At 64.3% G+C, this 20,200-nt stretch carries 24 protein-coding genes; 10 read left to right on the top strand and 14 right to left on the bottom strand.

The features are described 5' to 3' along the window. Positions 1 to 22: 22 nt before the first annotated feature. Complete coding sequence (locus MNAB215_RS23985; RefSeq protein ID WP_077081007.1) at positions 23 to 1,048, top strand: alcohol dehydrogenase catalytic domain-containing protein; 1,026 nt, start codon at positions 23 to 25, stop codon at positions 1,046 to 1,048. On the opposite strand, the gene MNAB215_RS23980 is transcribed toward MNAB215_RS23985, so the two are convergent. From MNAB215_RS23980 to dtd, 3 genes are all read right to left on the bottom strand, one after another. Further along, positions 1,045 to 1,830 (bottom strand): HAD family hydrolase, encoded by a 786-nt coding sequence (locus tag MNAB215_RS23980; RefSeq protein WP_077082285.1) that lies wholly within the window; start codon positions 1,828 to 1,830, stop codon positions 1,045 to 1,047. The genes MNAB215_RS23985 and MNAB215_RS23980 overlap by 4 nt on opposite strands. 20 nt (positions 1,831 to 1,850) lie before the next feature. Beyond that, positions 1,851 to 2,762 carry a class I SAM-dependent methyltransferase gene (locus MNAB215_RS23975; RefSeq protein ID WP_077081006.1) on the bottom strand — a complete coding sequence of 304 codons (912 nt, stop codon included), beginning with the start codon at positions 2,760 to 2,762 and terminating at the stop codon, positions 1,851 to 1,853. A 108-nt stretch (positions 2,763 to 2,870) separates the two neighbouring features. After that, a complete protein-coding gene (gene dtd, locus MNAB215_RS23970; protein ID WP_077081005.1) occupies positions 2,871 to 3,302 on the bottom strand; it encodes a D-aminoacyl-tRNA deacylase in 432 nt (143 codons plus the stop codon). Positions 3,303 to 3,348: 46 nt separating this feature from the next. Between dtd and MNAB215_RS23965 the strand changes: the two genes are divergently transcribed. Next, positions 3,349 to 3,654 carry an MTH1187 family thiamine-binding protein gene (locus tag MNAB215_RS23965; protein ID WP_077081004.1) on the top strand — a complete coding sequence of 102 codons (306 nt, stop codon included), beginning with the start codon at positions 3,349 to 3,351 and terminating at the stop codon, positions 3,652 to 3,654. A gap of 186 nt (positions 3,655 to 3,840) precedes the next feature. Further along, entirely contained in the window at positions 3,841 to 5,100 is a 1,260-nt protein-coding gene (locus MNAB215_RS23960) for a competence/damage-inducible protein A (RefSeq protein WP_483869956.1), read from the top strand. 9 nt (positions 5,101 to 5,109) lie between these two features. On the opposite strand, the gene MNAB215_RS23955 is transcribed toward MNAB215_RS23960, so the two are convergent. Continuing rightward, positions 5,110 to 6,372 (bottom strand): MFS transporter, encoded by a 1,263-nt coding sequence (locus MNAB215_RS23955; protein ID WP_165691609.1) that lies wholly within the window; start codon positions 6,370 to 6,372, stop codon positions 5,110 to 5,112. 76 nt (positions 6,373 to 6,448) lie between these two features. Between MNAB215_RS23955 and MNAB215_RS23950 the strand changes: the two genes are divergently transcribed. The 3 genes from MNAB215_RS23950 (at position 6,449) to MNAB215_RS23940 (ending at position 8,716) form a co-directional block, all read left to right on the top strand. Then, positions 6,449 to 7,516, top strand: a complete 1,068-nt coding sequence (locus MNAB215_RS23950; protein ID WP_077081001.1) for an amidohydrolase family protein — start codon at positions 6,449 to 6,451, stop codon at positions 7,514 to 7,516. A gap of 88 nt (positions 7,517 to 7,604) precedes the next feature. Beyond that, positions 7,605 to 8,006, top strand: coding sequence for a phage holin family protein (locus MNAB215_RS23945; protein WP_077081000.1), 402 nt, complete (start codon positions 7,605 to 7,607; stop codon positions 8,004 to 8,006). 293 nt (positions 8,007 to 8,299) lie between these two features. Beyond that, the gene (locus MNAB215_RS23940) at positions 8,300 to 8,716 is read left to right on the top strand and encodes an anti-sigma factor antagonist (RefSeq protein WP_077080999.1); all 417 of its coding nucleotides are present in this window, start codon (positions 8,300 to 8,302) and stop codon (positions 8,714 to 8,716) included. Here the strand turns inward: MNAB215_RS23940 and MNAB215_RS23935 are convergent. The 5 genes from MNAB215_RS23935 to MNAB215_RS23915 form a co-directional block, all read right to left on the bottom strand. Continuing rightward, complete coding sequence (locus MNAB215_RS23935) at positions 8,713 to 9,678, bottom strand: FAD-dependent oxidoreductase (RefSeq protein ID WP_077082284.1); 966 nt, start codon at positions 9,676 to 9,678, stop codon at positions 8,713 to 8,715. The two genes, MNAB215_RS23940 and MNAB215_RS23935, sit on opposite strands and share 4 nt — an antisense overlap. Before the next feature lie 70 nt (positions 9,679 to 9,748). After that, positions 9,749 to 10,363, bottom strand: a complete 615-nt coding sequence (locus MNAB215_RS23930; protein ID WP_077080998.1) for an Rv1352/Rv1906c domain-containing protein — start codon at positions 10,361 to 10,363, stop codon at positions 9,749 to 9,751. Between the two features lie 45 nt (positions 10,364 to 10,408). After that, positions 10,409 to 11,401, bottom strand: coding sequence for an MBL fold metallo-hydrolase (locus tag MNAB215_RS23925; protein WP_077080997.1), 993 nt, complete (start codon positions 11,399 to 11,401; stop codon positions 10,409 to 10,411). A gap of 47 nt (positions 11,402 to 11,448) precedes the next feature. Further along, complete coding sequence (locus MNAB215_RS23920; RefSeq protein ID WP_077080996.1) at positions 11,449 to 11,943, bottom strand: SRPBCC family protein; 495 nt, start codon at positions 11,941 to 11,943, stop codon at positions 11,449 to 11,451. Further along, positions 11,943 to 12,584 (bottom strand): nitroreductase family protein, encoded by a 642-nt coding sequence (locus MNAB215_RS23915; protein ID WP_077080995.1) that lies wholly within the window; start codon positions 12,582 to 12,584, stop codon positions 11,943 to 11,945. Before MNAB215_RS23915 ends, MNAB215_RS23920 begins: the two co-directional genes overlap by 1 nt. Before the next feature lie 544 nt (positions 12,585 to 13,128). On the opposite strand from MNAB215_RS23915, the gene MNAB215_RS30590 reads away from it, so the two are divergent. The 3 genes from MNAB215_RS30590 (at position 13,129) to MNAB215_RS30860 (ending at position 14,382) form a co-directional block, all read left to right on the top strand. Then, on the top strand, positions 13,129 to 13,338 hold the full coding sequence (locus MNAB215_RS30590; protein ID WP_077080994.1) for a helix-turn-helix transcriptional regulator: 210 nt from the start codon (positions 13,129 to 13,131) through the stop codon (positions 13,336 to 13,338). Positions 13,339 to 13,469: 131 nt separating this feature from the next. Beyond that, on the top strand, positions 13,470 to 13,766 hold the full coding sequence (locus MNAB215_RS23905; RefSeq protein ID WP_077080993.1) for a DUF2742 domain-containing protein: 297 nt from the start codon (positions 13,470 to 13,472) through the stop codon (positions 13,764 to 13,766). 64 nt (positions 13,767 to 13,830) lie between these two features. Then, positions 13,831 to 14,382: an AAA family ATPase gene (locus MNAB215_RS30860; protein ID WP_083746235.1), complete on the top strand. Its 552-nt coding sequence runs from the start codon at positions 13,831 to 13,833 to the stop codon at positions 14,380 to 14,382. 1,551 nt (positions 14,383 to 15,933) lie between these two features. Here MNAB215_RS30860 and MNAB215_RS23895 read toward each other — a convergent pair. From MNAB215_RS23895 to MNAB215_RS23885, 3 genes are all read right to left on the bottom strand, one after another. Continuing rightward, complete coding sequence (locus MNAB215_RS23895; RefSeq protein WP_131829168.1) at positions 15,934 to 16,482, bottom strand: hypothetical protein; 549 nt, start codon at positions 16,480 to 16,482, stop codon at positions 15,934 to 15,936. Between the two features lie 209 nt (positions 16,483 to 16,691). Further along, positions 16,692 to 16,994 (bottom strand): hypothetical protein, encoded by a 303-nt coding sequence (locus tag MNAB215_RS23890; protein WP_077080989.1) that lies wholly within the window; start codon positions 16,992 to 16,994, stop codon positions 16,692 to 16,694. 430 nt (positions 16,995 to 17,424) lie between these two features. Further along, positions 17,425 to 17,910, bottom strand: coding sequence for a carboxymuconolactone decarboxylase family protein (locus tag MNAB215_RS23885; protein WP_077080988.1), 486 nt, complete (start codon positions 17,908 to 17,910; stop codon positions 17,425 to 17,427). Positions 17,911 to 18,106: 196 nt separating this feature from the next. Between MNAB215_RS23885 and MNAB215_RS23880 the strand changes: the two genes are divergently transcribed. Then, positions 18,107 to 18,796, top strand: coding sequence for a hypothetical protein (locus MNAB215_RS23880; RefSeq protein WP_245830472.1), 690 nt, complete (start codon positions 18,107 to 18,109; stop codon positions 18,794 to 18,796). Here MNAB215_RS23880 and MNAB215_RS23875 read toward each other — a convergent pair. After that, the gene (locus MNAB215_RS23875) at positions 18,782 to 19,774 is read right to left on the bottom strand and encodes an NAD(P)H-dependent flavin oxidoreductase (RefSeq protein ID WP_077080986.1); all 993 of its coding nucleotides are present in this window, start codon (positions 19,772 to 19,774) and stop codon (positions 18,782 to 18,784) included. The genes MNAB215_RS23880 and MNAB215_RS23875 overlap by 15 nt on opposite strands. After that, positions 19,771 to 20,163 carry a tautomerase family protein gene (locus MNAB215_RS23870; RefSeq protein WP_077080985.1) on the bottom strand — a complete coding sequence of 131 codons (393 nt, stop codon included), beginning with the start codon at positions 20,161 to 20,163 and terminating at the stop codon, positions 19,771 to 19,773. The genes MNAB215_RS23875 and MNAB215_RS23870 overlap by 4 nt, the downstream gene beginning before the upstream one ends. Positions 20,164 to 20,200 lie beyond the last annotated feature (37 nt).

The following is a 20,200-nucleotide window of genomic DNA, read 5'->3' as shown; positions in this document are numbered from 1 at the left end:
CCGAGAAAGTGAACACGACAATATGCGCACCGTAGTCGTCGACGGCCCCCGCAACATCCGGGTCGACACCCGCCCCGATCCGGCACTTCTGGGACCCGACGCAGCGATCGTCGAAGTGACCGCCGCCGGCATCTGCGGATCCGACCTGCATTTCTACGAGGCCGATTTTCCGATGCCCGACCCGATCGCGCTGGGCCACGAAGCGGTCGGCACCGTCGTGGAAGTGGGGCCCGACGTGCGCACCGTCCGGGTCGGCGATCACGTCATGATCTCGTCGGTGACCGGCTGCGGCGGCTGCCCGGGGTGCGCCACCCGCGATCCGGTGATGTGCCACTCCGGTTTTCAGATCTTCGGCGGTGGCGTGCTCGGCGGCGCACAGGCCGATCTGCTCGCCGTGCCGGCCGCCGATTTTCAGCTGCTCAAGATGCCCGAAGGCATCAGCACCGAACAGGCGCTGCTGCTCACCGACAACCTTGCGACCGGCTGGGCGGCTGCGCAGCGCGCCGACATTCCGTACGGCGGCACTGTGGCCGTGATCGGCCTCGGGGCGGTCGGATTGTGCGCACTTCGAAGCGCGGTATTTCAGGGCGCTGCAAGGGTTTTCGCGGTAGATATAGTCGACGGCCGCCTTGACCGAGCGGCGCAGTGGGGCGCCATACCCGTCAAGGCGCCGGCACTTGAGGCCATCCTGGCGGCCACCGGTGGACGCGGGGCCGATGCGGTGATCGATGCCGTCGCTACCGACGCATCCCTGACCGAGGCGATCAATGCGGTGCGGCCCGGCGGCACCGTTTCGGTGGTCGGCGTGCACGACATGAATCCGTTTCCGCTCAACGCTTTGGGCTGCCTGATTCGCAGCATCACAATTCGAATGACGACCGCGCCGGTGCAGCGCACGTGGCCGGAGCTGATTCCGCTGCTGCAATCGGGCCGGCTTGATGTCGACGGCATCTTCACCACGACACTGCCGTTGGACGAAGCCGCGAAAGCCTATGCGACGGCCGAGTCGCGGTCGGGCGACGAGGTGAAGATTCTGCTGACGCCCTAAGCGTCCGGTCGGTCGCGGCGCACGTGCTGCGCCAGATACCGCAGGGTCCGCATGGGACGGCGCCGGCCCGAGGTCAGGCACATCACCGGCCATCCGTGTGTCGCTGCCGCCGCGGCAAGCCCCGAGCGGGGGTTCACCGGACGCGGGAAGCCGACGACCGACATCGACGCCGCATCCTCGTCGCCGTCTGCGTAGAAGTAACTGCCTTGCACCGCAACGTCATTACCGACACAGAACTGCTGGACCGCCGCGGCCTTCGTCGCCCCCCACACGATCGGTTTGACGATTCCACCCGTCAAGCGCCCACTCTCGTCGAGTTCGAAACGGTTGCACTGAACGTTGGCGATACCCAGGAAGCGGGCGACCGGCAGGGCCTGAATCGACAGCGCTGAGGAACTCAGCACCACGGTGTGCCCGCGCTCCTGATGCGCCTGCACGATTTCCTGCATGGGGGAGAACACGCGTGCCGCCACGCGTTCGACAAACAGTCGCTCACCCAAGTCGTCGAGGTCGGTGAGCGATTCGCCGCGCAGATATCCGGCGGCCCGGACCAGCAGGTGCTCGAATTCCAGGCGGCCGAACCGATAGCGCAGCGCGGCCTCTAACACCCCCAGCAACTCGCCGATCCCGGCTTGCCGGCGCCGGATTCGGTCGCCGACGTGAACCGCCGCGGTGAAGCCGTCGACCAGGGTGCCGTCGAGATCGAAGAACGCGCCGACGGCCGGCCCCGCTGAACTGGCCGCGATCTCGGCGATGGCATCGGCGGGGGAGAGCATCGTCATCGTCACCACCTCGACCCCCTTTACCGAGTTGCAGTGATGTACTGCGAGTGCATGACATTGTCGATCTTGACGTCCACGTCGGGCGGCGTCATGCCGTAACCGGCCTGCAACTCCAGCGTGTTGCGCACGGGCTCGACGACCCATCCGTGCGCGGCCAGCCGCTCCGCGGGGTCGGATGCCGGCTCGTAGGTCAGCGCGGAAAAGTCGACCTCTCCAGACTTGTTGACCCCGGGATGATCTGTCTCCAAAGCCTCGAGCTGTACGCGATCCAGGCGCGATCCCAACGCGCCCACGGCAATTCGGCTGCCCGGTGCACTGAGTCCGCTGATCCGGGTGAAGAGCGTGTTTTGGGCGTCATCGGTCAGGTAGGGCAGTATCCCCTCCACCGACCAGGCGCTGGGAATTTCGGTATCGAAGCCAGCGGCTTCCAACTCCCTGGACCAGTCGGTGCGCAGGTCGGCGGCGACCTCGCTCCTGTGGGCTTTGGGCTCAGCACCCTGCTGGCCCAACACATGCGCCTTGAACTCCAAGACTTTCGGCAGATCGATCTCGTAAATCGTTGTCCCGTCTAGCCATTCGAGGCGATACGCCCGGGTATCCAGACCGGCGGCAACGATGACCGCCTGCCGGACACCCGCATCCGAAGCGGACTGAAAGAACTCGTCGAAGAACCGGGTCTGCACGCCGTACAGGCGAGGGAACGCCGTTTCGTCATCGCCGGTCCCCGGGTTGGCAAGCACGTCCGCCAAATACGGGTCCTGTGAGGCGGCGATGAAATCCTTGGCGTATTCGTCTCGGACCAGAGGGTGGGGGCCCAAGGCGTGCAGCGCACGCCATCCCGCCACCAGCAGCGCGGTGTAGCCGACACTGCTGACGATGTCCCATTCGTCTTCGTCGGAACGTTGCGAGCCAAATTCAGGTGTCGTACTCATGAACGACCGGCCATGTCAGCGGGCACCCGCGTGTTGTGCAACATCTGGCTCTCCGTCCCGCTTCGCAATTACGTAGCCGACGTGACCAAAGTACCTGCCGCGGCGGCCTCACAGCTCGAGCAACACCGTGACCGGACCGTCGTTTATCGATTCGACCTGCATGTTCGCCCCGAAAACGCCGGTTTGCACGTGGGCGCCCAACGCCTGCAACGCCTCCGCGAACGCGGCGACCAGTGGCTCGGCGACGGGACCGGGCGCGGCGGCGTTCCACGACGGCCGGCGTCCCTTGGCGGTGTCGGCATAAAGAGTGAACTGGCTGATCACCAGAATCGGCGCGCGCACGTCGGCCGCGGACCGTTGGTCGTCGAGAATGCGCAGGTTCCACAGCTTTTCGGCCAGGCGCCGCGCAGTGTCGCTGTCGTCACCGTGGGTGACACCGACAAAGGCCAGCAGGCCCTGTCCGTGCGGCCGGATGGCACCCACCTCGCGGCCGTCGACCGAGACCGTGGCCGACGAGACTCGTTGCACCAGAACCCGCACGGGCTCGATGCTGCCAGGCCGGCCGTGGGTTGGATACGCTCGTCGGGTGTCCGTACTCGTCGCGTTCTCCGTAACCCCGCTCGGCGTGGGCGAGGGTGTCGGCGAAATCGTCGCCGAAGCGGTTCGGGTGGTTCGCGATTCCGGCCTGCCCAACAAGACCGATTCGATGTTCACCGTGATCGAGGGCGACACGTGGGAAGAGGTCATGGCAGTCGTCCAGCGGGCCGTCGAGGCCGTGGCCGCCCGGGCACCGCGGGTCAGCACCGTCATCAAAGTCGACTCGCGGGCGGGTACCAGTAACGCGATGACTGAGAAGGTCGCCACCGTCGAGCGTTTTCTCGCCGCCGACTAGTCCCGCAGCCGAGCGTGTTTCGGAAAGACTGTTAGGCGCCCGTCGAGCGTGCGCTGACGGCTTCGTGCGTGCGTCCAGGGCAGCCTCGACCGGCGTGTCCCCGCCGTCAACGCACACTGCACGCCAAGGATGCACACTCGACGCCGGTCGCCCGGCCGCCGATCAGGGGTGCGTAGGCTCATGCCGGTGAGCGCGCGCGCAGGCATCGTCGTCACCGGAACCGAAGTCCTCACCGGACGTGTCCAGGACAGAAACGGCCCGTGGATCGCGGACCGACTGCTGGAACTGGGCGTGGAGTTAGCGCACGTCACGATCTGCGGCGACCGCCCTGCCGACATCGAAGCCCAACTGCGCTTCCTGGCCGACCAGGATGTCGACCTGATCGTCACCAGCGGCGGGCTGGGGCCGACGGCCGACGACATGACTGTCGAAGTGGTCGCCCGCTTCTGCGGACACCAGTTGGTGCTCGACGAAGAGCTCGAGAACAAGATCGCCAACATCCTCAAAAAGCTTATGGCGCACTTCAATCCGGACAACTTCGACGCGGTGCGCGCCGCCAACCGCAAGCAGGCCATGATCCCCACCGGAGCCCAGGTGCTCGATCCGGTGGGCACCGCCCCGGGCGTGGTGGTGTCGGGAAAGCCGACGGTGATCGTCCTGCCGGGACCGCCCCGTGAGCTTCAGCCCATGTGGTTCAAGGCGATCGAGACACCCGGGGCCCAGGATGCGATCGCCGGCCGCACGATTTACCGCCAGGACACCATTCGCATGTTCGGGCTGCCCGAGTCAGGGTTGGCCGAGACGCTGCGGGCGGCCGAGACGTCCGTCCCCGGATTCGACTCGCTGGAGATCACCACCTGCTTGCGGCGCGGAGAAATCGAAATGGTGACCCGCTACGAGCCCGATGCGGCCGGGGCCTACGCGCGGCTGACGCAGCTGCTGCGCGACGAGCACGGCCAGCAGATCTACTCCGAAGACGGTTCGCACATCGACGATCTCGTCGCGCAATTGCTGTCGGGGCGCCGGATAGCGACCGCGGAATCATGTACGGCCGGGCTGCTGGCGGCTCGGCTGACCGACCGTCCGGGTTCATCCGACTACGTGATGGGCGGCGTGGTGAGCTACTCCAACAATGCGAAGGCGGAGCTGCTCGGCGTCGATCCGGCGCTGATCGAGGCGCACGGCGCGGTATCCGAACCGGTGGCCGAGGCCATGGCAACCGGCGCCTTGCGGCGCTTCGATGCGGACACCGCGGTCGCGATCACCGGGATTGCCGGTCCGGGTGGGGGAACGGCCGAGAAGCCGGTGGGGACCGTGTGCTTCACGGTGAAACTCGCCGACGGCCGCACCGACACCCGCACCCTGCGGCTGCCCGGAAACCGGTCCGATGTTCGTGAGCGCTCGACGACCGTCGCCATGCACATGTTGCGGCGCACGCTTCAGTGATTCAAGGGACTACGTCGCTCCTGTTGGGAGAAAAGCACTTTCGGAGGTACCGAAGCGGAGCCCGGTCGCGTCCTTGCCGATCAGCGTGAGTATCGCGACGACTAGCAAGACCGGCACAATCGTCGCGGTCAGCGCGAACGGATACCCGTGCGACTCCGCCAGTCGCTCCTGGATGGGCAGATTGAACGCCGCCAGCAGATTGCCGAGCTGGTATGTAACACCGGGGTACAGACCGCGGATGGCGTCGGGCGACATCTCGGTCAGATGCGCGGGGATCACACCCCAGGCGCCCTGCACGCAGACCTGCATCAGGAACGCGCCGAGGCACAGCATCGCCGCGGAGCGCGAGTAAGCGAACAGCGGCACGATCGGCAGGCCCAAAAGCGCACAGAACACGACGGTGTAGCGGCGACTGAACCGCTGGGACTGCGTGCCGAAGTACAGCCCCCCGACGATGGCGCCAAGGTTGTAGATCACCACGATCCATTTGACGGTCACGCTGTCCAGCCCGGCGCCGTGGTTGGTGGTGGACGTCAGGAAAGTCGGGTAGACGTCCTGGGTGCCGTGGCTCATCCAGTTGAATGCCGTCATCAGCGCCACCAGGTAGAAGAATCGGCGGACGACGGCGCCGTTGCGCAGCACGTCGCGAAGTTTGGTGTTGGTGACCTTCAATTGGTCCTGGGCGGCCTCCCACACCTCGGACTCCTCCACTCGATACCGGATGATCAGGCTGATCAACGCCGGGACGATCGATAGGCCGAACAACCACCGCCAGGACAACCCCAGCCAATCCATCACCACCAGCGACCCGATGCTTGCCAGTAGATAGCCGAGCGCGTAGCCCTCCTGCAGTAGCCCGGAGAAAAAGCCCCGGCGTTCGACGGGGACTTTCTCCATCGCCAGCGCTGCGCCCAGCCCCCATTCGCCGCCCATGCCAAGGCCGTAGAGCAACCGCAGGATCACCAACACGGTGAAGTTGGGTGCGAATGCGCACAGGAAGCCGACGACGGAGTAAAAGATCACGTCCACCATCAGTGGGGTCCGCCGGCCGACGCGGTCGGCCCAGAGCCCGAACAGCAACGCGCCCACTGGGCGCATGGCCAGGGTGGCGGTGGTAATGAACGCCACCTCGGCCTTGCTGTGGTGGAAGGTCTTTGCGATGTCGGCGTAGACGAAGACCACGATGAAGTAATCGAAGGCATCCATCGTCCAGCCCAGCATCGCCGCGAGGAACGAGTTGCGTTGATCGGGAGTGAGACGTTGAGTTGTCACGTCAGCATCGTGTCGTAACCGAAGCGCTGACGCGAGGCGTATGAACAAGCAATTCGTGAGAGTAAGTTCCGCAGATATGCGAATCATCGATGCCGATGGACATGTCGCGGAGAACTCCTCACTTGCGATCGAAGCAATCAAACGCTGGCCGGATCACGTCAAGCCGAGCGCGGACCGGCGGCTGCGCTTGATGATCGAGGGCCGCTACTACCCCGAGGACCGCGGTCCCGGCGCCGGTTGTCCGCCCGAACACGGAATCAGCAAGTCACCCAACATCAACTGCTCGTCGCCGGAAGGCGTGCTCGGTGATGCCGACCGCGATCACATCGACACGATGGTGCTGTATCCGAGCCTTGGACTGTGCGCGCCCAGCCTCGAAGATCCGGACTTCGCCGCCGGATTCGCGAGGCTCTACAACAGCTGGATCGCGGATTACTGTGCCTCGTCGGGTGGTCGGTTACGGGGCGTGGCGGTGGTTCCGATCGAGCATGGGAAGCTGGCCATCGACGTCATGACCGAGGCCAAGGAACTCGGGCTGGTGGCGACTCTCGTGCCGCCGGCCCTCAAGACGCGCAACCTGGACCATCCCGATCTCGATCCGTTTTACGCGGCCGCCGTGGAGCTTGCGATGCCGCTGGGCATTCACGGTGCCCCCGGCATTCATCTGCCGAAGATCGGTGTCGACCGGTTCACCAATTACATCCAAGTGCATTGCATCAGCTTTCCCTTCGACCAGATGACGGCAATGACGGCGCTGGTGTCGGGCGGCGTCTTCGAGCGGCATCCACAATTGCGGGTCGCGTTCCTGGAGGCGGGCGCGGGGTGGGTTCCCTTCTTCATCGATCGCCTGCACGAGCACTACGAGAAGCGGGGGGACTGGGTCGAGCGCGGCTGGCGCCGCGATCCGCACGACTATCTGCGGGCCGGCAACATCTGGGTGACCTGCGAGCCGGAAGAACCGATCCTGCCCGGCGTAATCGACGTGCTCGGCGCGGATTTCATCATGTTCGCCAGCGACTACCCGCACTGGGACGGCGAATGGCCGGAGAGCACCAAGCATCTGCGAACCCGCGCGGACATCAGCGAGGAGGCCCGGGAAAAGATCGGCGGGTTGAACGCGCAACGCTTCTACGCGCTGAACTGAGGCCCTCTAAGACTGAATTCGGTTGTCCAGCAGCCAATTCCGCTGTGGCACGGACAAGCAACCAGGTTAAATGGCAGGATCTCTCGGTATGGGCCCCTTTCTGATTCGCGCCGCGTTGACTGGCTTGGCGTTGTGGGTTGTCACCAAGTTCGTCCACGGCCTGACCTTCGTCGGCGGCGACACGACCTTGCAGAAAGTCGGCATCATCTTCGTGGTGGCCGTGATCTTCGGCCTGGTCAACGCGGTCATCAAGCCGATCGTGCAGTTTTTGTCGATCCCGCTCTACATCGTGACGCTCGGTCTTTTCCACGTCGTCGTCAACGCCTTGATGCTGTGGTTCACCGCCCGAATCACCGAACACACCACGCACTGGGGACTGCAGATCGATCACTTCTGGTGGACCGCGATCTGGGCCGCGATCGTGCTGTCGATCGTCAGTTGGCTGCTGTCGCTGGCAAGCCGCGACCTGCGACGCACCACGCGGCGGTAGCCGTTAGCACCCGAGCCATCGCGGCGCATTGGCGGTGTCTTACAGTTCAGCTAATTTTGGTAATGGTTACTGAAATAGTAAGAGTTACAGTTAGCTTCGGCTTCGACTCGGCCGCGCGGATTGAACATCTTCGACGATCGATTTTGCTCAATTTCACTTCGGCAAATCCTAATTGCACATATGCTGAGCACCGCCGCGAAACCCGACCCAGCCTCCGGTTTGGCAGCAACTCCAGCCACCTTTTCGGGAAAGGGCGGCATCGCCCTTACAGCACAAAACGACGGGATGCCGCAATGACGGACAGTGCCTCTTTTGGTACATCCTCGCCGGCCGACAGCTACATCGTTTCGCAGGATTCCGACACACAAAGCGGTCTGCGGGCGATCACCGAATGCACCGGTTCCTCGGTCGTCGTGCATGTCGGCGGTGACATCGACGCCAGCAACCAGACCATCTGGCAGCACCTGCTGAGTCAGGGCGCCGCCCGCGCCGTCGCACCTGGTTTGTTCGTCATCGACGTTCGCGAGCTGGATTTCATGGGATCGCGCGGGTATGCCGTCTTGGCGCACGAGGCGGCACAATGCCGCGTTCGCGGCATCGATCTGAGGCTGGTCACCAGCCAGGCGATCGTGGCCCGAACGATCGCCAAGTGCGGACTGCGTCCCCTGCTGCCCACCTATACGACGGTTGAGACCGCGCTAGCCGGTTAGCGGTCAGCGCCGACCAGGCGCACCACGTCACGCGCGCAACCCCAGGACAGTGTCACCCCGTTGCTGCTGTGGCCGTAGTTGTGGACGCAGCGCGCCCGCCCCAGCGACTCGGCCTCCACCCGCACCGACGGGCGGTCCGGCCGCAGCCCGGTAATCGTTTCGATTACCTCGGCGCCGTCGAGCCGTGGCTCGATCCGGCGGCAGCGCTGCAGGATTCGATCCGTCACGTCGCCATCGGGGGTGGTGTCCCAGCGCCCGGGGATGCTGATACCGCCGCACACCACGCGCTGGGGGTGGGGGAAGTAACAGACCCACTCCGGGTCGCTGCCCACTTCGAGAAACAGTTGCCGCAGACCAGGATTGGACAGCACCACATGCTGACCGAAGAGCGGTCGCATCGTGTCGTCGCCGGCCAACGTGCGGGAACCGAGACCGGCACAGTTGACGACAATCGGTGCTGCCTCGGCCGCTTCGGCCAACGACTGCACGGGATGCACTTCGATCTCGCACCCGGCCTTGGCGAGCCGCTGTGTCAGATAGTCGAGGTATCGCGGCATGTCGATCATCGGCATGGTGGCGCGAAACCCGGTACGGAATCCCTCGGGAATGTCGTGTGGATCAGCCGGGCGCAGGTCGGGGATCAGGGTCGCTGCCGACGACATCGCCTCTTCAGCGGTCAATTCGCCCACGGCCATCGCGGGTGCCAGCTGTACCCCGGTGGCGGGATCGTCGGCCAGTTCCCGAAACATCCGCAGCGAATGTTCGGTCCACGCCAGCGTGCTCGTGGCGCGTTCGGCCGGCCGCGGCGGCGCCCATACCGCACCGGCAACCACCGAGGTCGTCTGTCGTGGCAGCGCGGCCGCCCACACGCGCACCGGCCAGCCCGCTTCGGCCAGACACACGGCCGATGTCAGGCCGCTGACTCCGGCACCGATCACGACAATCTGTTGTGCAGGGGCCACGGCCGCCACGCTAGCTAAAAGCAATCGGGGCCGAGAATGTTGCTGGTCACCGCCGTCCCGTCAGGCGCGATCAGGAATGAGGCGTGGGTGATGCGCTCGGGGCAGGCGAGGGGCTTGTTGCGGGCGCTGGCGCATTGGGATCGGGACTGGGAGCCGGCGGTGGTGCACTCGGCGCCGGCGGCCCATTGGGGGCCAGCACCCCGTTCAGGATGCCCAGACCGGCCTGCACCTGCGGTCCCGAGGCCATGGGAGGCGGAGTGGCGTCCGGGTTCAGCTGCCAGGGCTGGCAACCGTCGGTCTTGAACGCCTTGTCCGTCGGCTGAATCTGCACGACCTGCGGCTTCTTGCTCAGAGAGTTGTCGAGGAGGGCGCCGTCGGGGTTGCCCGTGCGCTTCCAATAACAGGTGCCACTGCCGACCGGCCCCGCGGTCGTGTAGGTGCCCGGGACGATATCGGTCCCGACGGCGTAGGTGCCGTCCTTGTCGATGGCCGTTTTCGGTGCCGCCGCCGGGGCGCCCGCAGGCGTGTTGGAGGCGGTCGCGGGCGCCGGGGAAGCGGGAGCGGGCGACGGGGTTGGTGAGGGCTCGGGATCCGCGCCGGCAGCACCCGCGGCCACACCCCAGCCCGCTAGCAGCAATCCCGCGGTGGCCACTCTCGCCGCAACAGGCGCAGCTTTAAAACCCATAACACCGGAGTTTACCGGGGCGAACAGCCCATTTCACATTCCTGCCTATTCGGCCTGGAATCGGTAGCTCGTTCCGACCGCAGACTGGCTCACCCGATCGCCATAGGCACTGGCAAGGGCATGAACCGCACGCCACCCGGTGCAATGGCCGGCAATGATGTAGCGGATGTCGAACGGTGCCAGGCCCCGTACCGTCTCGCCAATGATCCGCTCCATTACGCCCCCGAGGTGCAAGCCTCCCATCACCGCATGTATCGGCGTGCGGGGGAAGCGGCGGGCGACCTCGGTGCAGACGTTGACAATGCCCGCATGCGAGCAGGCACTGAAGACCACCAGGCCCAGGCCGTTCACGTGAGCGACAAGCATGCGCTCATCCATCAGCAGGGGATCAGGTTGCCAATCCACGTCGTCGGACTCGCGGCATAGGTGATCCGAGCGGCCCGTCTCGAAGGAGCTGACCCGCGGTATCTCCCCGCTGTAATAGAAGTGGCCGTCGAGCAGGTTTCGCTCGTCGGCGTCGTTGACGACAGCCGCGCCATGCGCGCGCATCGCCTCTGGTGTCGGCACCTTCTCGGTTGGCACGACCTGGCCGTCTGCGAGAGTCACTGCCCGCTCCCGAAACATCAGTGGATTGACGTGAACGGTCACTGCCCCTCGCCGCGCGACGGTCGCGTCGATCGCGTCAATCAGTGCCCCCATGTGATCCCAGTGACCGTGGGTGATCGCGATTTCTTCGACTTCGCCGAAGTCGATGCCCAAGCTGGCACAGTTGCGCATGAACACTGCCCCCTCGGTACCGGTGTCGAACAACATCACGTGTTCAACCGACCCGGCTCGCGACGTGAGGCGCAGGCCGTAGCCGAGGTTGGCGATGAGCAAGTTCTGCCCCGAAATCAGCTTGGCACCGGCGGCCACCACGTTCGCAAGCTCGGCTTGCGCGAAGGGTGTCTTGGTGACATAGGTGTCGCTGACGTTGTCGCTGAGCACGTCGACGGTGAGCGAATCGAGCGGAATCAGCGCGCCAGGCTCGATTGCCATGTCGGGACCCTTTCGACATCAGACTTCCGGGCTGCCGCGCAAATTTCCTATGACAGCCGTCGCACCTCACCGGCGTACCCGAGTGCGTGCTCGTAGACCGCGAGGTTGTCGCGCGAGATCTTGGCGTGCACCGGTCGTTCGAGGAAGAAGCGCAGCACCGGGTTGTAGGCGTGATAAGTCTCGTGGAAGGTGAGCACAGTGGAGCCGTCGGACTGCTCGTCGAGTTGATGGTAACCCTCGGCGCGAGACCACAGCGGCGCTCCGACCGCGATGTACCGGGACAGCTTGTTGAGCTCGGCCTCGGTCACGGTTTCCCATGACCGCGCCCTGCCACCGGACAACAGATACCTGGGCACTTCAAAGATGCAGGTTCGGACCAGGCCCTCACCGGCTTCGTTGCCTTCGTTCAGGATTTCCATGCTGCCGCCCGGCCACTCGAGCACCCGCGGCCTGGGCGCGTTCGGCGGCACCGGCGGATGCAGCACCCGCCAGACTCTGCGCGGCGGCGCGTCGACGTGGAATCGCACTGTGTAGGACTGCATCAGTGGTCTCCGTCGGCCGGTATCCAACTGTTCCAGAACGTGATGGTCTCCGCGGGCGGCCGTTCGGCCGGCCGGAAGTCGGTGCCGATCGTGTAGGCGACCGGGAACAGCGCGGCCTGCGTGACCGTGGGCGGAATGCCGAGCAGTTCGGCCACCTCACGCTCCTTGAACAGATGCATCGTCGTCCACACCGATCCGAGCCCACGCGAGCGCAGCGCCAGCAGAAAGCTCCACCCTGCCGGGATGATCGACGCCCACGCCGCCGCGGCGACGCCCAGCTCCGCACCGTCGATGCGCTGCTCAAGACACGGAATGACGTGCACCGGCACCTGGGCCAGCGTCTTGGTCAGGCTCATCGCACTCTGGTAAACCCGCCGCGTCTGCGGGTCCGTCGCGTTGTCGGCCGCGTACGCCAGGTACTGCGCGCCGATGCTGCGGTAGATCTCGGCGATCGCGGCGCGCTTGTCCGCATCGGTGATCACCAGCCAGCGCCAGTCCTGCGTGTTGCTGGCAGTGGGCGCCTGCATCGCCAGCTGGATGCATTCGAGGATCACCTCGCGGCCGACCGGGCGTTCCAGGTCGAGGCGTTTGCGTACCGCCCGCGTGGTGCTCAGCAATTCGTCGACGGTAGCGATGTCCATTCGTTCCCTTCCCGGGGATCGTTTACAGGTCGATGGCGCAGGATTGGTCGACCCCCAGCATCGAAGAAACGTCGAAACAGCAGTTAAATGGGGGTGATTTGGGCCTAGCCGAGGGGGTCCGTGAACTCCCCGTGAACTCGCCGAAATCGCGACGAGGTTCCGTGGGGTTCCGGTAAAGCCTCATGGCCAATCACGCTACTCGGCTCGATCCCTCCGCCGGACGTCATCGGTGTCGCCGTCGAACCGCAACCACATGGGCCAGCCCCGAAGGGCGGGTAGGTGAGGTCTTGGGCGGTGCACCGGAACTTGTCGAGCATCACGAGGCGTAGATCACGGCTCCGCTCTGACACGCCACGCCGAAGACGCACGGGTTGCCGCTGATGGCCCAAGGGTGCGCATAGATTGTGCACGAAGCTAAGAGGGTGACCCGGCGACGGGTCTAAAGATTTTCGATCCACCCAAGTGACCTTCGGGTCGCGGCCCGCCCCTCGGCGAAGCTCGGTGACAGTGGCCAACCGAAACCATCTCTTTGAGGGGTTTCGTCGTGCCGTCTGTTGACACTGTTTCACCAAACCAAGCTGGCCGTCGCTGGGCGACAAAGGCTGAAGTCGCCGAATATCTCGGCCTCAAATACGTGACCGTGGAACGAATGGTCACCGCGGGCCGGCTGCGTGCCTACCGCGGCCTCGGCCCCAGAATCGTGCGGCTCGACCTCGACGAGGTTGACGCGCTGCTGGAGGGTTGCCCGGAATGAACAACGCCACCCCAAGGGGTGGCGTTGCGGAAGTTGATTTGCTTGGCGGCTTCAACCCACCCCAGGATACAGCTTTCGCGCCAGCCGCCCAACCGTTACCCTCGCCAGCCCGTTACGTGTCGTCTTAGGCCGTGAGCTGGTTGTCGGTCCATGAATTCGTCGCGCCGGTGTTGGCGCGGCCCGGTTCTTTCCCGATGATCGGGACGCCGGAATGGTGTGCCCTAGCCGATGATCACCCGGCGAAGCTGGCCGCGATCTTCGATGCCGCCCAGCATTGGGCGCTGCGGGTCGAAGCGGCGCAGGAGGCGTTGGCGGAAGCGTCACATTCCATCTCCGCCGCCGAGGACTGGTCGGATATCGCCGACGAGGTCCGTCGACGCCAGCAGTTTCACGCGGAGAACTCGTGGGCGAGGAGGCGGCCGGCATGAGCGCTGAAGATCGGCCGTGGCAAAGCCATCTTCGACGACCTGCGCGCCAACGGCCACGAGGCGTATGAGCCGCCGAACGCCGGCGCCGCATACGCCTCGAACCGGATCGAACCACCCGAGTTGTACGTCGTGCCGCCCGACATCCACCCTGACGACCCCCGGCCCCCCGCCGCCCGGTGAATACGGCGACAGTGATGACTGCGAGCTAGAGACGCGCGTCCAATTCCAGATGACGAAGCTTCGCATCAACAGAGAAGCGAACCGGCGACTCGACGCTGAAGAACACCCGCCGGTCATTCTGCCGGCAGTCAAGAACCTGACCAACCTATTGGCCGAACCAGACGCACCCACGCCGTATCTCATCGACCGGCTGGCGCCGGATGGTGGGCGGGTAATGCTGTCCGCGCAGTACAAGGCGGGCAAGACGATCCTCGTCGAGAACCTTGTCCGCGCCCTGGTGGACGGCGACCTGTTCCTCGACCGCTTCACCGTCCCCTCGCCACGGCGCCGCGTTGTGATCATCGACAACGAGCTGTCGGAGAACACGCTGCGACGGCATCGGCTCTTCCGCGGTCCGCTTCTCGTTGCCGTCGACGTCGACGTCGATGAACTCTAGCCGCAGGGTTTCTTCGGACAGTGACTCGCGATCCGGTTCGATGATCTCAAGCACCTGCCGTTCCCCAGGTGCGCGCCATGTGGCGTCGGGGTCTGTGTGCAGAGATGCCGAGTTGATGCAGACGTCGAGAATCGGCTGGGCGGCGTAGTTGCGGACGCGGACGGAGTATTCGTATGTGCCAGGACGTTTGATCTCGATTTTGACGAGCCGAGCTTGTGCTAGGTCGGCGGCGTCGCGTTCTGGCTTCCGGTCTTCACGGTCGCGGGTGGCTATATATAAAGCGGACCAGGCGGCGCCGATCGTGCCGAACGCCGTTAAGGCGCTGAACACCAACTGCGCGCGGTCCATCCCATCAGTCTTGCACCGGGCGTACGCAATCGCCCTCCGGGGATTGTCAGTCAGCTCCAATTACTAGACCTCTAGCAATTTGCCATCAACCAACGGCGCGGACTTCCCCTGGCGGATTGCGACCAGTCGGCTTGGTGCGGTCAATCCAGCCAACGACACTGGAAACCACACATCTGCACAAAACACATTGCGGTGCAAGCAGTTTGGCATACCAGCCGAGGAAAGGAACCCAGTTGCGCCCATGACACGTGTTTGAGTATGAAAGGAAAACAACAAAAGCCTGAGTTCGACCTTGATCGCTGCTGCTTCTCCACCGCCCAAACACGTTGGACGCGTTGACTTCTCGCTCGTGCGGGCTTTATAATGGGGCCGCATGGCCGATGTTCTTAGGCTAGCGTGACGGGCAGAGAAGCCATGACCGCGCTAACGACACCCAGTAGCTGCTGTTTGCAATCGCCTGAAACGCAAACCACCCTGCACACATGCTGATCAGGCACTTCAAAGCCGGACAGCAGCTTTTCCCTGCAAACGATAACCCCGGAAGGGGTTTACCGGCTCCGCAGGTGCGGACACACGGCCGCAAAGACTTTGCTGGGTGCGCCCAGGGATGATCGCGCGATCCGCACTGCCAGAACATGTTTCGCGCAGAGCAATGCAATTACAGCGAAAGCTCTCATACTATAGCTCGTGCATTTCCACGCTGCTCCGAATTTTGCGGCAGTTGATGAGTGTTGTTGGTTATGGGACGTGGCTGCGGCGCCGGCAAGCTGAGCCGGCACATCAGGGCCTCCGCTCTGGTCTCGCAACGCTGTAAAGAGAACCCGACGGCCCGCCGCGCACAAGGGCACCAGCCCGTTTTGCGAATCTATCGTGAGCATCCCGCACGCTTATTTTGGTGTGCTTAGGCACCTTCAACGACGTCAGTGGGCATACCAAGGATTGTTGGCGGTATGAATTGATCGGGTGGTACCTCCGCCAGTGGTAGCTTCTTCGCAACCATCATGCGCAGAGCAAGCCGATCTGTGATCGCGCCAGCGACTTGCTTTGGTGCCACCTCAACACGTTGGACGTTCGTGGACAACAGAAGTCGAGTCAGTAGGCTGCTCAAGTCGCTATCCACCACTTCTGGGCCCAACGGCAACCAGCGAACCGGGTCGACGTAGATTGGCCCGTCGGGTGAGGGCGGCTCGGGTAGTGGATGCGTCACGGCATTCCCTTGTCTATGACGATGTGAGTGGGCTGCGGCACGGTGTGACTTCTGGATTCGAGGTAGACATTAAATCCGGCGAAGATGACCACGAGCGACGTCGCTACGAGTAGACCTCTGAACTTTGCGGCCAGCCCGCGCCAGCCCCGAACGCGTTTAATAGCCTCCGCAGTGGCGGATTGATAATTAAGAGCCAAGTCATGTTGAAGCTTTATGGGTTGTACCGGCTCTATTCTTAATAGATCGGCGACATGATCCGCAGGGTTTATGCGGCTCGGTATAGGCCAGTAGATGGCGATCGCGAGGAAGCTGGCTACGGCGTAAGCACTCAGCGACAGGAGGTAAAAGAGCCCCTTCGGGCTATTGGAGAAGCCGAAGAACGTCGCGGCGCCCGTGGCCAGCGCTAGGACGGCAGTTGTGTTAGCACGGTAACGGTGCAACAGGTCCGCGATGTCTTTGCGTGCAGCCTTCGATTCCTCATAGAAGAGGCTGACAGAACCGGGATACATAGGGACCGGTGATGACTTGATGGGCGCTGCGACCACACAGATCCTTTCGGGTAAGGACTGAACGGACACGCTGTTTGGCTTGAGTCTATGCCCCAGGAGTGGTGGATCATCCCATATTCGCCCCGCGGAACTGAGAAGTTGCGTTGGACGTCGGTAGTGGGTCAGTTTGAAAGGGTCATTTTGAAGTGCGAGGTCAGTCGATGAGTCTGTCTGAGGCGCAAGTCCGCCAGATCGTGCGCGATGAGCTAGCCGCCCAGGCCAAACTCGCCCATGATGCCCAGCCATGTGCTGTCGGTGAGGCCGTTGCGCCCGTGGAGGGCTTCGATCTCGTTTTCAAGGATGACGATGCAGATGGTGAACGTCGCCGCGAATTTACTCACAACCTCACGCAGGTCCTTGAGGCTTACCTCAACTTTGTCGTCCTCGGCGTCCGCCCGAAGCGCGGCAAGTACGCCCAGGGCGGTGCGCGTGGCTCCCATGGTCGGCGGGACGTGGTTTAGCAGGGCGCGCATTCCAGCCCTGGCCTCATCGGGTGTGGATGTGGTCATGCGCAGAGCGTAGGGCTGCCGCGGCTGGTCGAGTAGTGCGCCGTTGCTCGCGGTACGCTCACACCTTCGCCGTTGTGCGGAGTCCTGATCGGTTTACTGCGATGCTCTCATTCCGCCGCTGGTTGTCCCGCAAGTCTACCTCTGGTCGTGCCGCATCCACGAGGACTGGCACGAAGTCACCCTCACCTCCGGCACCGGTGAACGTATCGAGTTCTGCTGCTATGGCGACCTCACCGGGCATTGGCCCGACCGCTGGGAATTCCACTGCTCATGCGAACAACGCGACGAGAGCAGAGGATAGGAACCCGCAACCTGAGAGCGCCTATTCTGAGCGTTACGCGCAGCAAACTACGCCAGACTGGGATTGCCCGCGCCCGGCAGGTGCAGGTATCAGATATGCAGGTCACGCCACTATTCGTACAGGACGAGCTTACAGCCAGCTAACCCGACAGGATTGGTCGACCCCCAGCACGGTCAAGGAACGGCCGAGGCCGAGGAAAACCGCAACGCACAGGGTTAGGTCGAGAATCTCCTCGTCCGAGAACGAATCCCGCAACCGTTCGAAGAACGCATCGTCCATAGACGCGTGGTCGGTGGCGAAGCGCTCGGCGTACTCGATGGCAAGACGCTGACGCGGCGTGTAGCCGGGATAGCTGGCGTACGCCGCGACGTTGTCGTAGAGCTCCGATGCGACGTTGGCGTCCAGCACCGACTGTGCCCGGAAGCCCGAGCACGCGACGCAATCGTTGATCTGCGCGATCCGCATCCTGGCCAGCTCGCGCTCGTCGGCCGGCAGGATGCTCTGCTGGTAGGCGCCGCGGATCATCCGCTCGACCATGCCACCGAGCTGCGGACGTAACGACCAGATCATGGCGGCTTCGCCACCGGGGCCATCGGGCACAGCCAGCCTTGCCATCAGCGAACTCCTGCCCGGTAAGGACGGTACCGAATCGAGCAAACCAGATTCTCAACGCGGCTGTCTAGGTCACGCAGCAGCGCCCAGTTGTGCAGATGTCGACCCGGCATAGACCCCAACACTTTTCGGGGTTACCGTCCGTTGAGCGGCGTTCAGCCCCCAGCGCCGCGATTGGGAGGTGCTAGGCGTGCTGTTCATGCACGAAGTGCACAAGGTCCGCGGTCGCGCTGAAGACGACTTCGAAGCCGCATTCCGGAACGGCTGGATGCCCTTGCTCGCCGAGGGCGACGACGCCCGGCTGCTCTGGTACGCCAATCAGGCACACGGCAGCGGACCCGCCTACACCGTCATCACCGTGACCGCCGTTCGCGACGGCGCCGCGTGGGAGCGGCTGACGTTGCGGGTCCAGAAGGGGGATCTGCAGGACTGGATGCGTAATCTCGACGAGCTCCGCCACGAAGTCGACGCGAAATTGCTGGTACCCCTGCCATGGTCGCCGCTGCAGCGGGTGCAGTTCGACGAGGTGCCGGTCGATGGCCGCGAGCACGAGATGACGCTCTACATGGAAGACACCATGTGGCCGTACGAGGACAAGTTCGAGGAATACATCGTGCGCTGCGGTGAGGTCTATGCCAGAAGCCTCGAAGCGCCGTCATCGATGCTGAGAATGCACGCCGCATTCCAGCCGGCTCTCGGCAGTCACGTGCGCCGCGAGGTGATCCTGATGCAGCGCATCAGCCGGCCAGAGGCACTGCTCGATCTGTTGCGGACCCATATTCCCGCCGAATACCGCGCCCCCGGGACCTGGATGCACGACGCCCTGGACCTGCGCGACCAGTGGACTAGCAGATTGCTGCGGACGTCCGAATGGTCACCGCTGTACTGAGTCCGCAGCCCGGGCCAGGATGTGCGCGGCGTCACGCGCCATGCCGTGCACGATGCCGCCGGCCGGGCGAACTTCGCGAATGAGCCCGATGTCCTCGCCGACCAAGGCCGCGGCCACGTCGAAATCCTCTGCGGCGACGGCCTTTTCAAAGGTGTCGATCGCCTCGGGTAGCGCGGCCAATAGCTGTTCGTCGTTGCCGTGCCACCTGTCCAGAAACGAGTTGGCCAGCGCACGCTCGTTATATTCCACGGGCCAATCCAGTTGCCGCACAACGTCATAGATCCGGGTGCGGAACGTGTCATCTCCGCTGGCGGGGATCGCGCGCTGGTGGGCCCGCGGCGACACCAAGGCCTCCGAGCTGGCCCAGAACCGGGTGCCCACCAGGGCCCCGTCGGCACCGAGCGCCAGCGCCGCCGCAAGGCCGCGGCCGTCGGCGACACCGCCGGCGAGCACCACAAGGACTTCGGGGCGGCGCTCGGCGACCAGGTCGACCACTTCGGGCACGAACGTGAATGTCGAGCGAACGGTCATGCCGTGGCCGCCCGCCTCGCTACCCTGCGCCACGATGATGTCGGCACCGGCATCCAAAGCCTCACGGATGTGGTCAAGGTTCTGTGCCTGGGCCACCAGCGGAACTCCGGCCGAGCGTACGCGATCGGCGAACGGTCGCAAATCACCGAACGACAACATGATCGCGGCCGGTTGTCGGGCCAACGCCTCGTCAAGCAGTTCGGGTTTTTCCGCGAGACTCCATGTGATGAACCCGCATCCGACCTTGCTCGCACCGGCATTGCCGAATTCGCGCTGTAGCCATTCCCTGTCGCCGTAGCCGCCGCCGATGAATCCCAGGCCGCCGGCCGCCGTCACCGCCGCCGCCAGCCGGCCGCCGGAGATCATGGCCATCGGCGCGAGCACGATCGGGTAGTCGATCCCGAAGAATTCGGTGAGTCGGGTGGTCAGCGGAGCGGCCCTGCTCACTGCAACTCTCCGGTGAGGAACTGCGCGCGGCCGTGGCCGAAAGACCAGTCCTCGTCCCCGTTTTCGGTGATCGAGACGATCAGGTCGGCCGGGTCCAGCCCGCATCGCTCGGCGAGATTGGACGCCAGCAGCTCATAGAAGCGCTCCTTCATGGCGCGGGTGCGTCGCCGGCTCACCACGTGCACGACCACCAACCGGGGCGAACGGTCGATGCCGAGACCGGTGTCCCACGCCACGATCTCGTGCGCCGGATGAGTGTGGACCACCTGATAGCGGTCGCCGGGCGGCACCGCAAACGCTCCGACCACAGCGTCATGGGCTGCGTCGAGCAGCACCTGCACCTCCGACGGCGAACGACCCTCGATGAGGTCGATGTACAACAGCGGCATTTCTTCTCCTCTGGTCTGCGGGCGGTGCGGCCGGTTA

This window comes from Mycobacterium numidiamassiliense, assembly GCF_900157365.1.
Taxonomy (GTDB): domain Bacteria; phylum Actinomycetota; class Actinomycetes; order Mycobacteriales; family Mycobacteriaceae; genus Mycobacterium; species Mycobacterium numidiamassiliense.
The sequence above is the reverse complement of the archived record's forward strand: the minus strand, read 5'-3'. Positions and strand labels throughout refer to the sequence as shown.

Bases quoted from the DNA above. Each gene is read 5' to 3' on its own strand.
- MNAB215_RS23940 (WP_077080999.1), top strand. From the start codon at position 8,300: ATGACGGACAGTGCCTCTTTTGGTACATCCTCGCCGGCCGACAGCTAC.
- MNAB215_RS23880 (WP_245830472.1), top strand. From the start codon at position 18,107: ATGCACGAAGTGCACAAGGTCCGCGGTCGCGCTGAAGACGACTTCGAA.
- MNAB215_RS23930 (WP_077080998.1), bottom strand. From the start codon at position 10,363: ATGGGTTTTAAAGCTGCGCCTGTTGCGGCGAGAGTGGCCACCGCGGGA.
- MNAB215_RS23885 (WP_077080988.1), bottom strand. From the start codon at position 17,910: ATGGCAAGGCTGGCTGTGCCCGATGGCCCCGGTGGCGAAGCCGCCATG.
- MNAB215_RS23870 (WP_077080985.1), bottom strand. From the start codon at position 20,163: ATGCCGCTGTTGTACATCGACCTCATCGAGGGTCGTTCGCCGTCGGAG.
- MNAB215_RS23920 (WP_077080996.1), bottom strand. From the start codon at position 11,943: ATGCAGTCCTACACAGTGCGATTCCACGTCGACGCGCCGCCGCGCAGA.
- MNAB215_RS23890 (WP_077080989.1), bottom strand. From the start codon at position 16,994: ATGACCACATCCACACCCGATGAGGCCAGGGCTGGAATGCGCGCCCTG.
- MNAB215_RS23915 (WP_077080995.1), bottom strand. From the start codon at position 12,584: ATGGACATCGCTACCGTCGACGAATTGCTGAGCACCACGCGGGCGGTA.
- MNAB215_RS23975 (WP_077081006.1), bottom strand. From the start codon at position 2,762: ATGAGTACGACACCTGAATTTGGCTCGCAACGTTCCGACGAAGACGAA.
- MNAB215_RS23985 (WP_077081007.1), top strand. From the start codon at position 23: ATGCGCACCGTAGTCGTCGACGGCCCCCGCAACATCCGGGTCGACACC.
- MNAB215_RS30860 (WP_083746235.1), top strand. From the start codon at position 13,831: ATGAGCCGCCGAACGCCGGCGCCGCATACGCCTCGAACCGGATCGAAC.
- MNAB215_RS23950 (WP_077081001.1), top strand. From the start codon at position 6,449: ATGCGAATCATCGATGCCGATGGACATGTCGCGGAGAACTCCTCACTT.
- MNAB215_RS23980 (WP_077082285.1), bottom strand. From the start codon at position 1,830: ATGACGATGCTCTCCCCCGCCGATGCCATCGCCGAGATCGCGGCCAGT.
- MNAB215_RS23925 (WP_077080997.1), bottom strand. From the start codon at position 11,401: ATGGCAATCGAGCCTGGCGCGCTGATTCCGCTCGATTCGCTCACCGTC.
- MNAB215_RS23945 (WP_077081000.1), top strand. From the start codon at position 7,605: ATGGGCCCCTTTCTGATTCGCGCCGCGTTGACTGGCTTGGCGTTGTGG.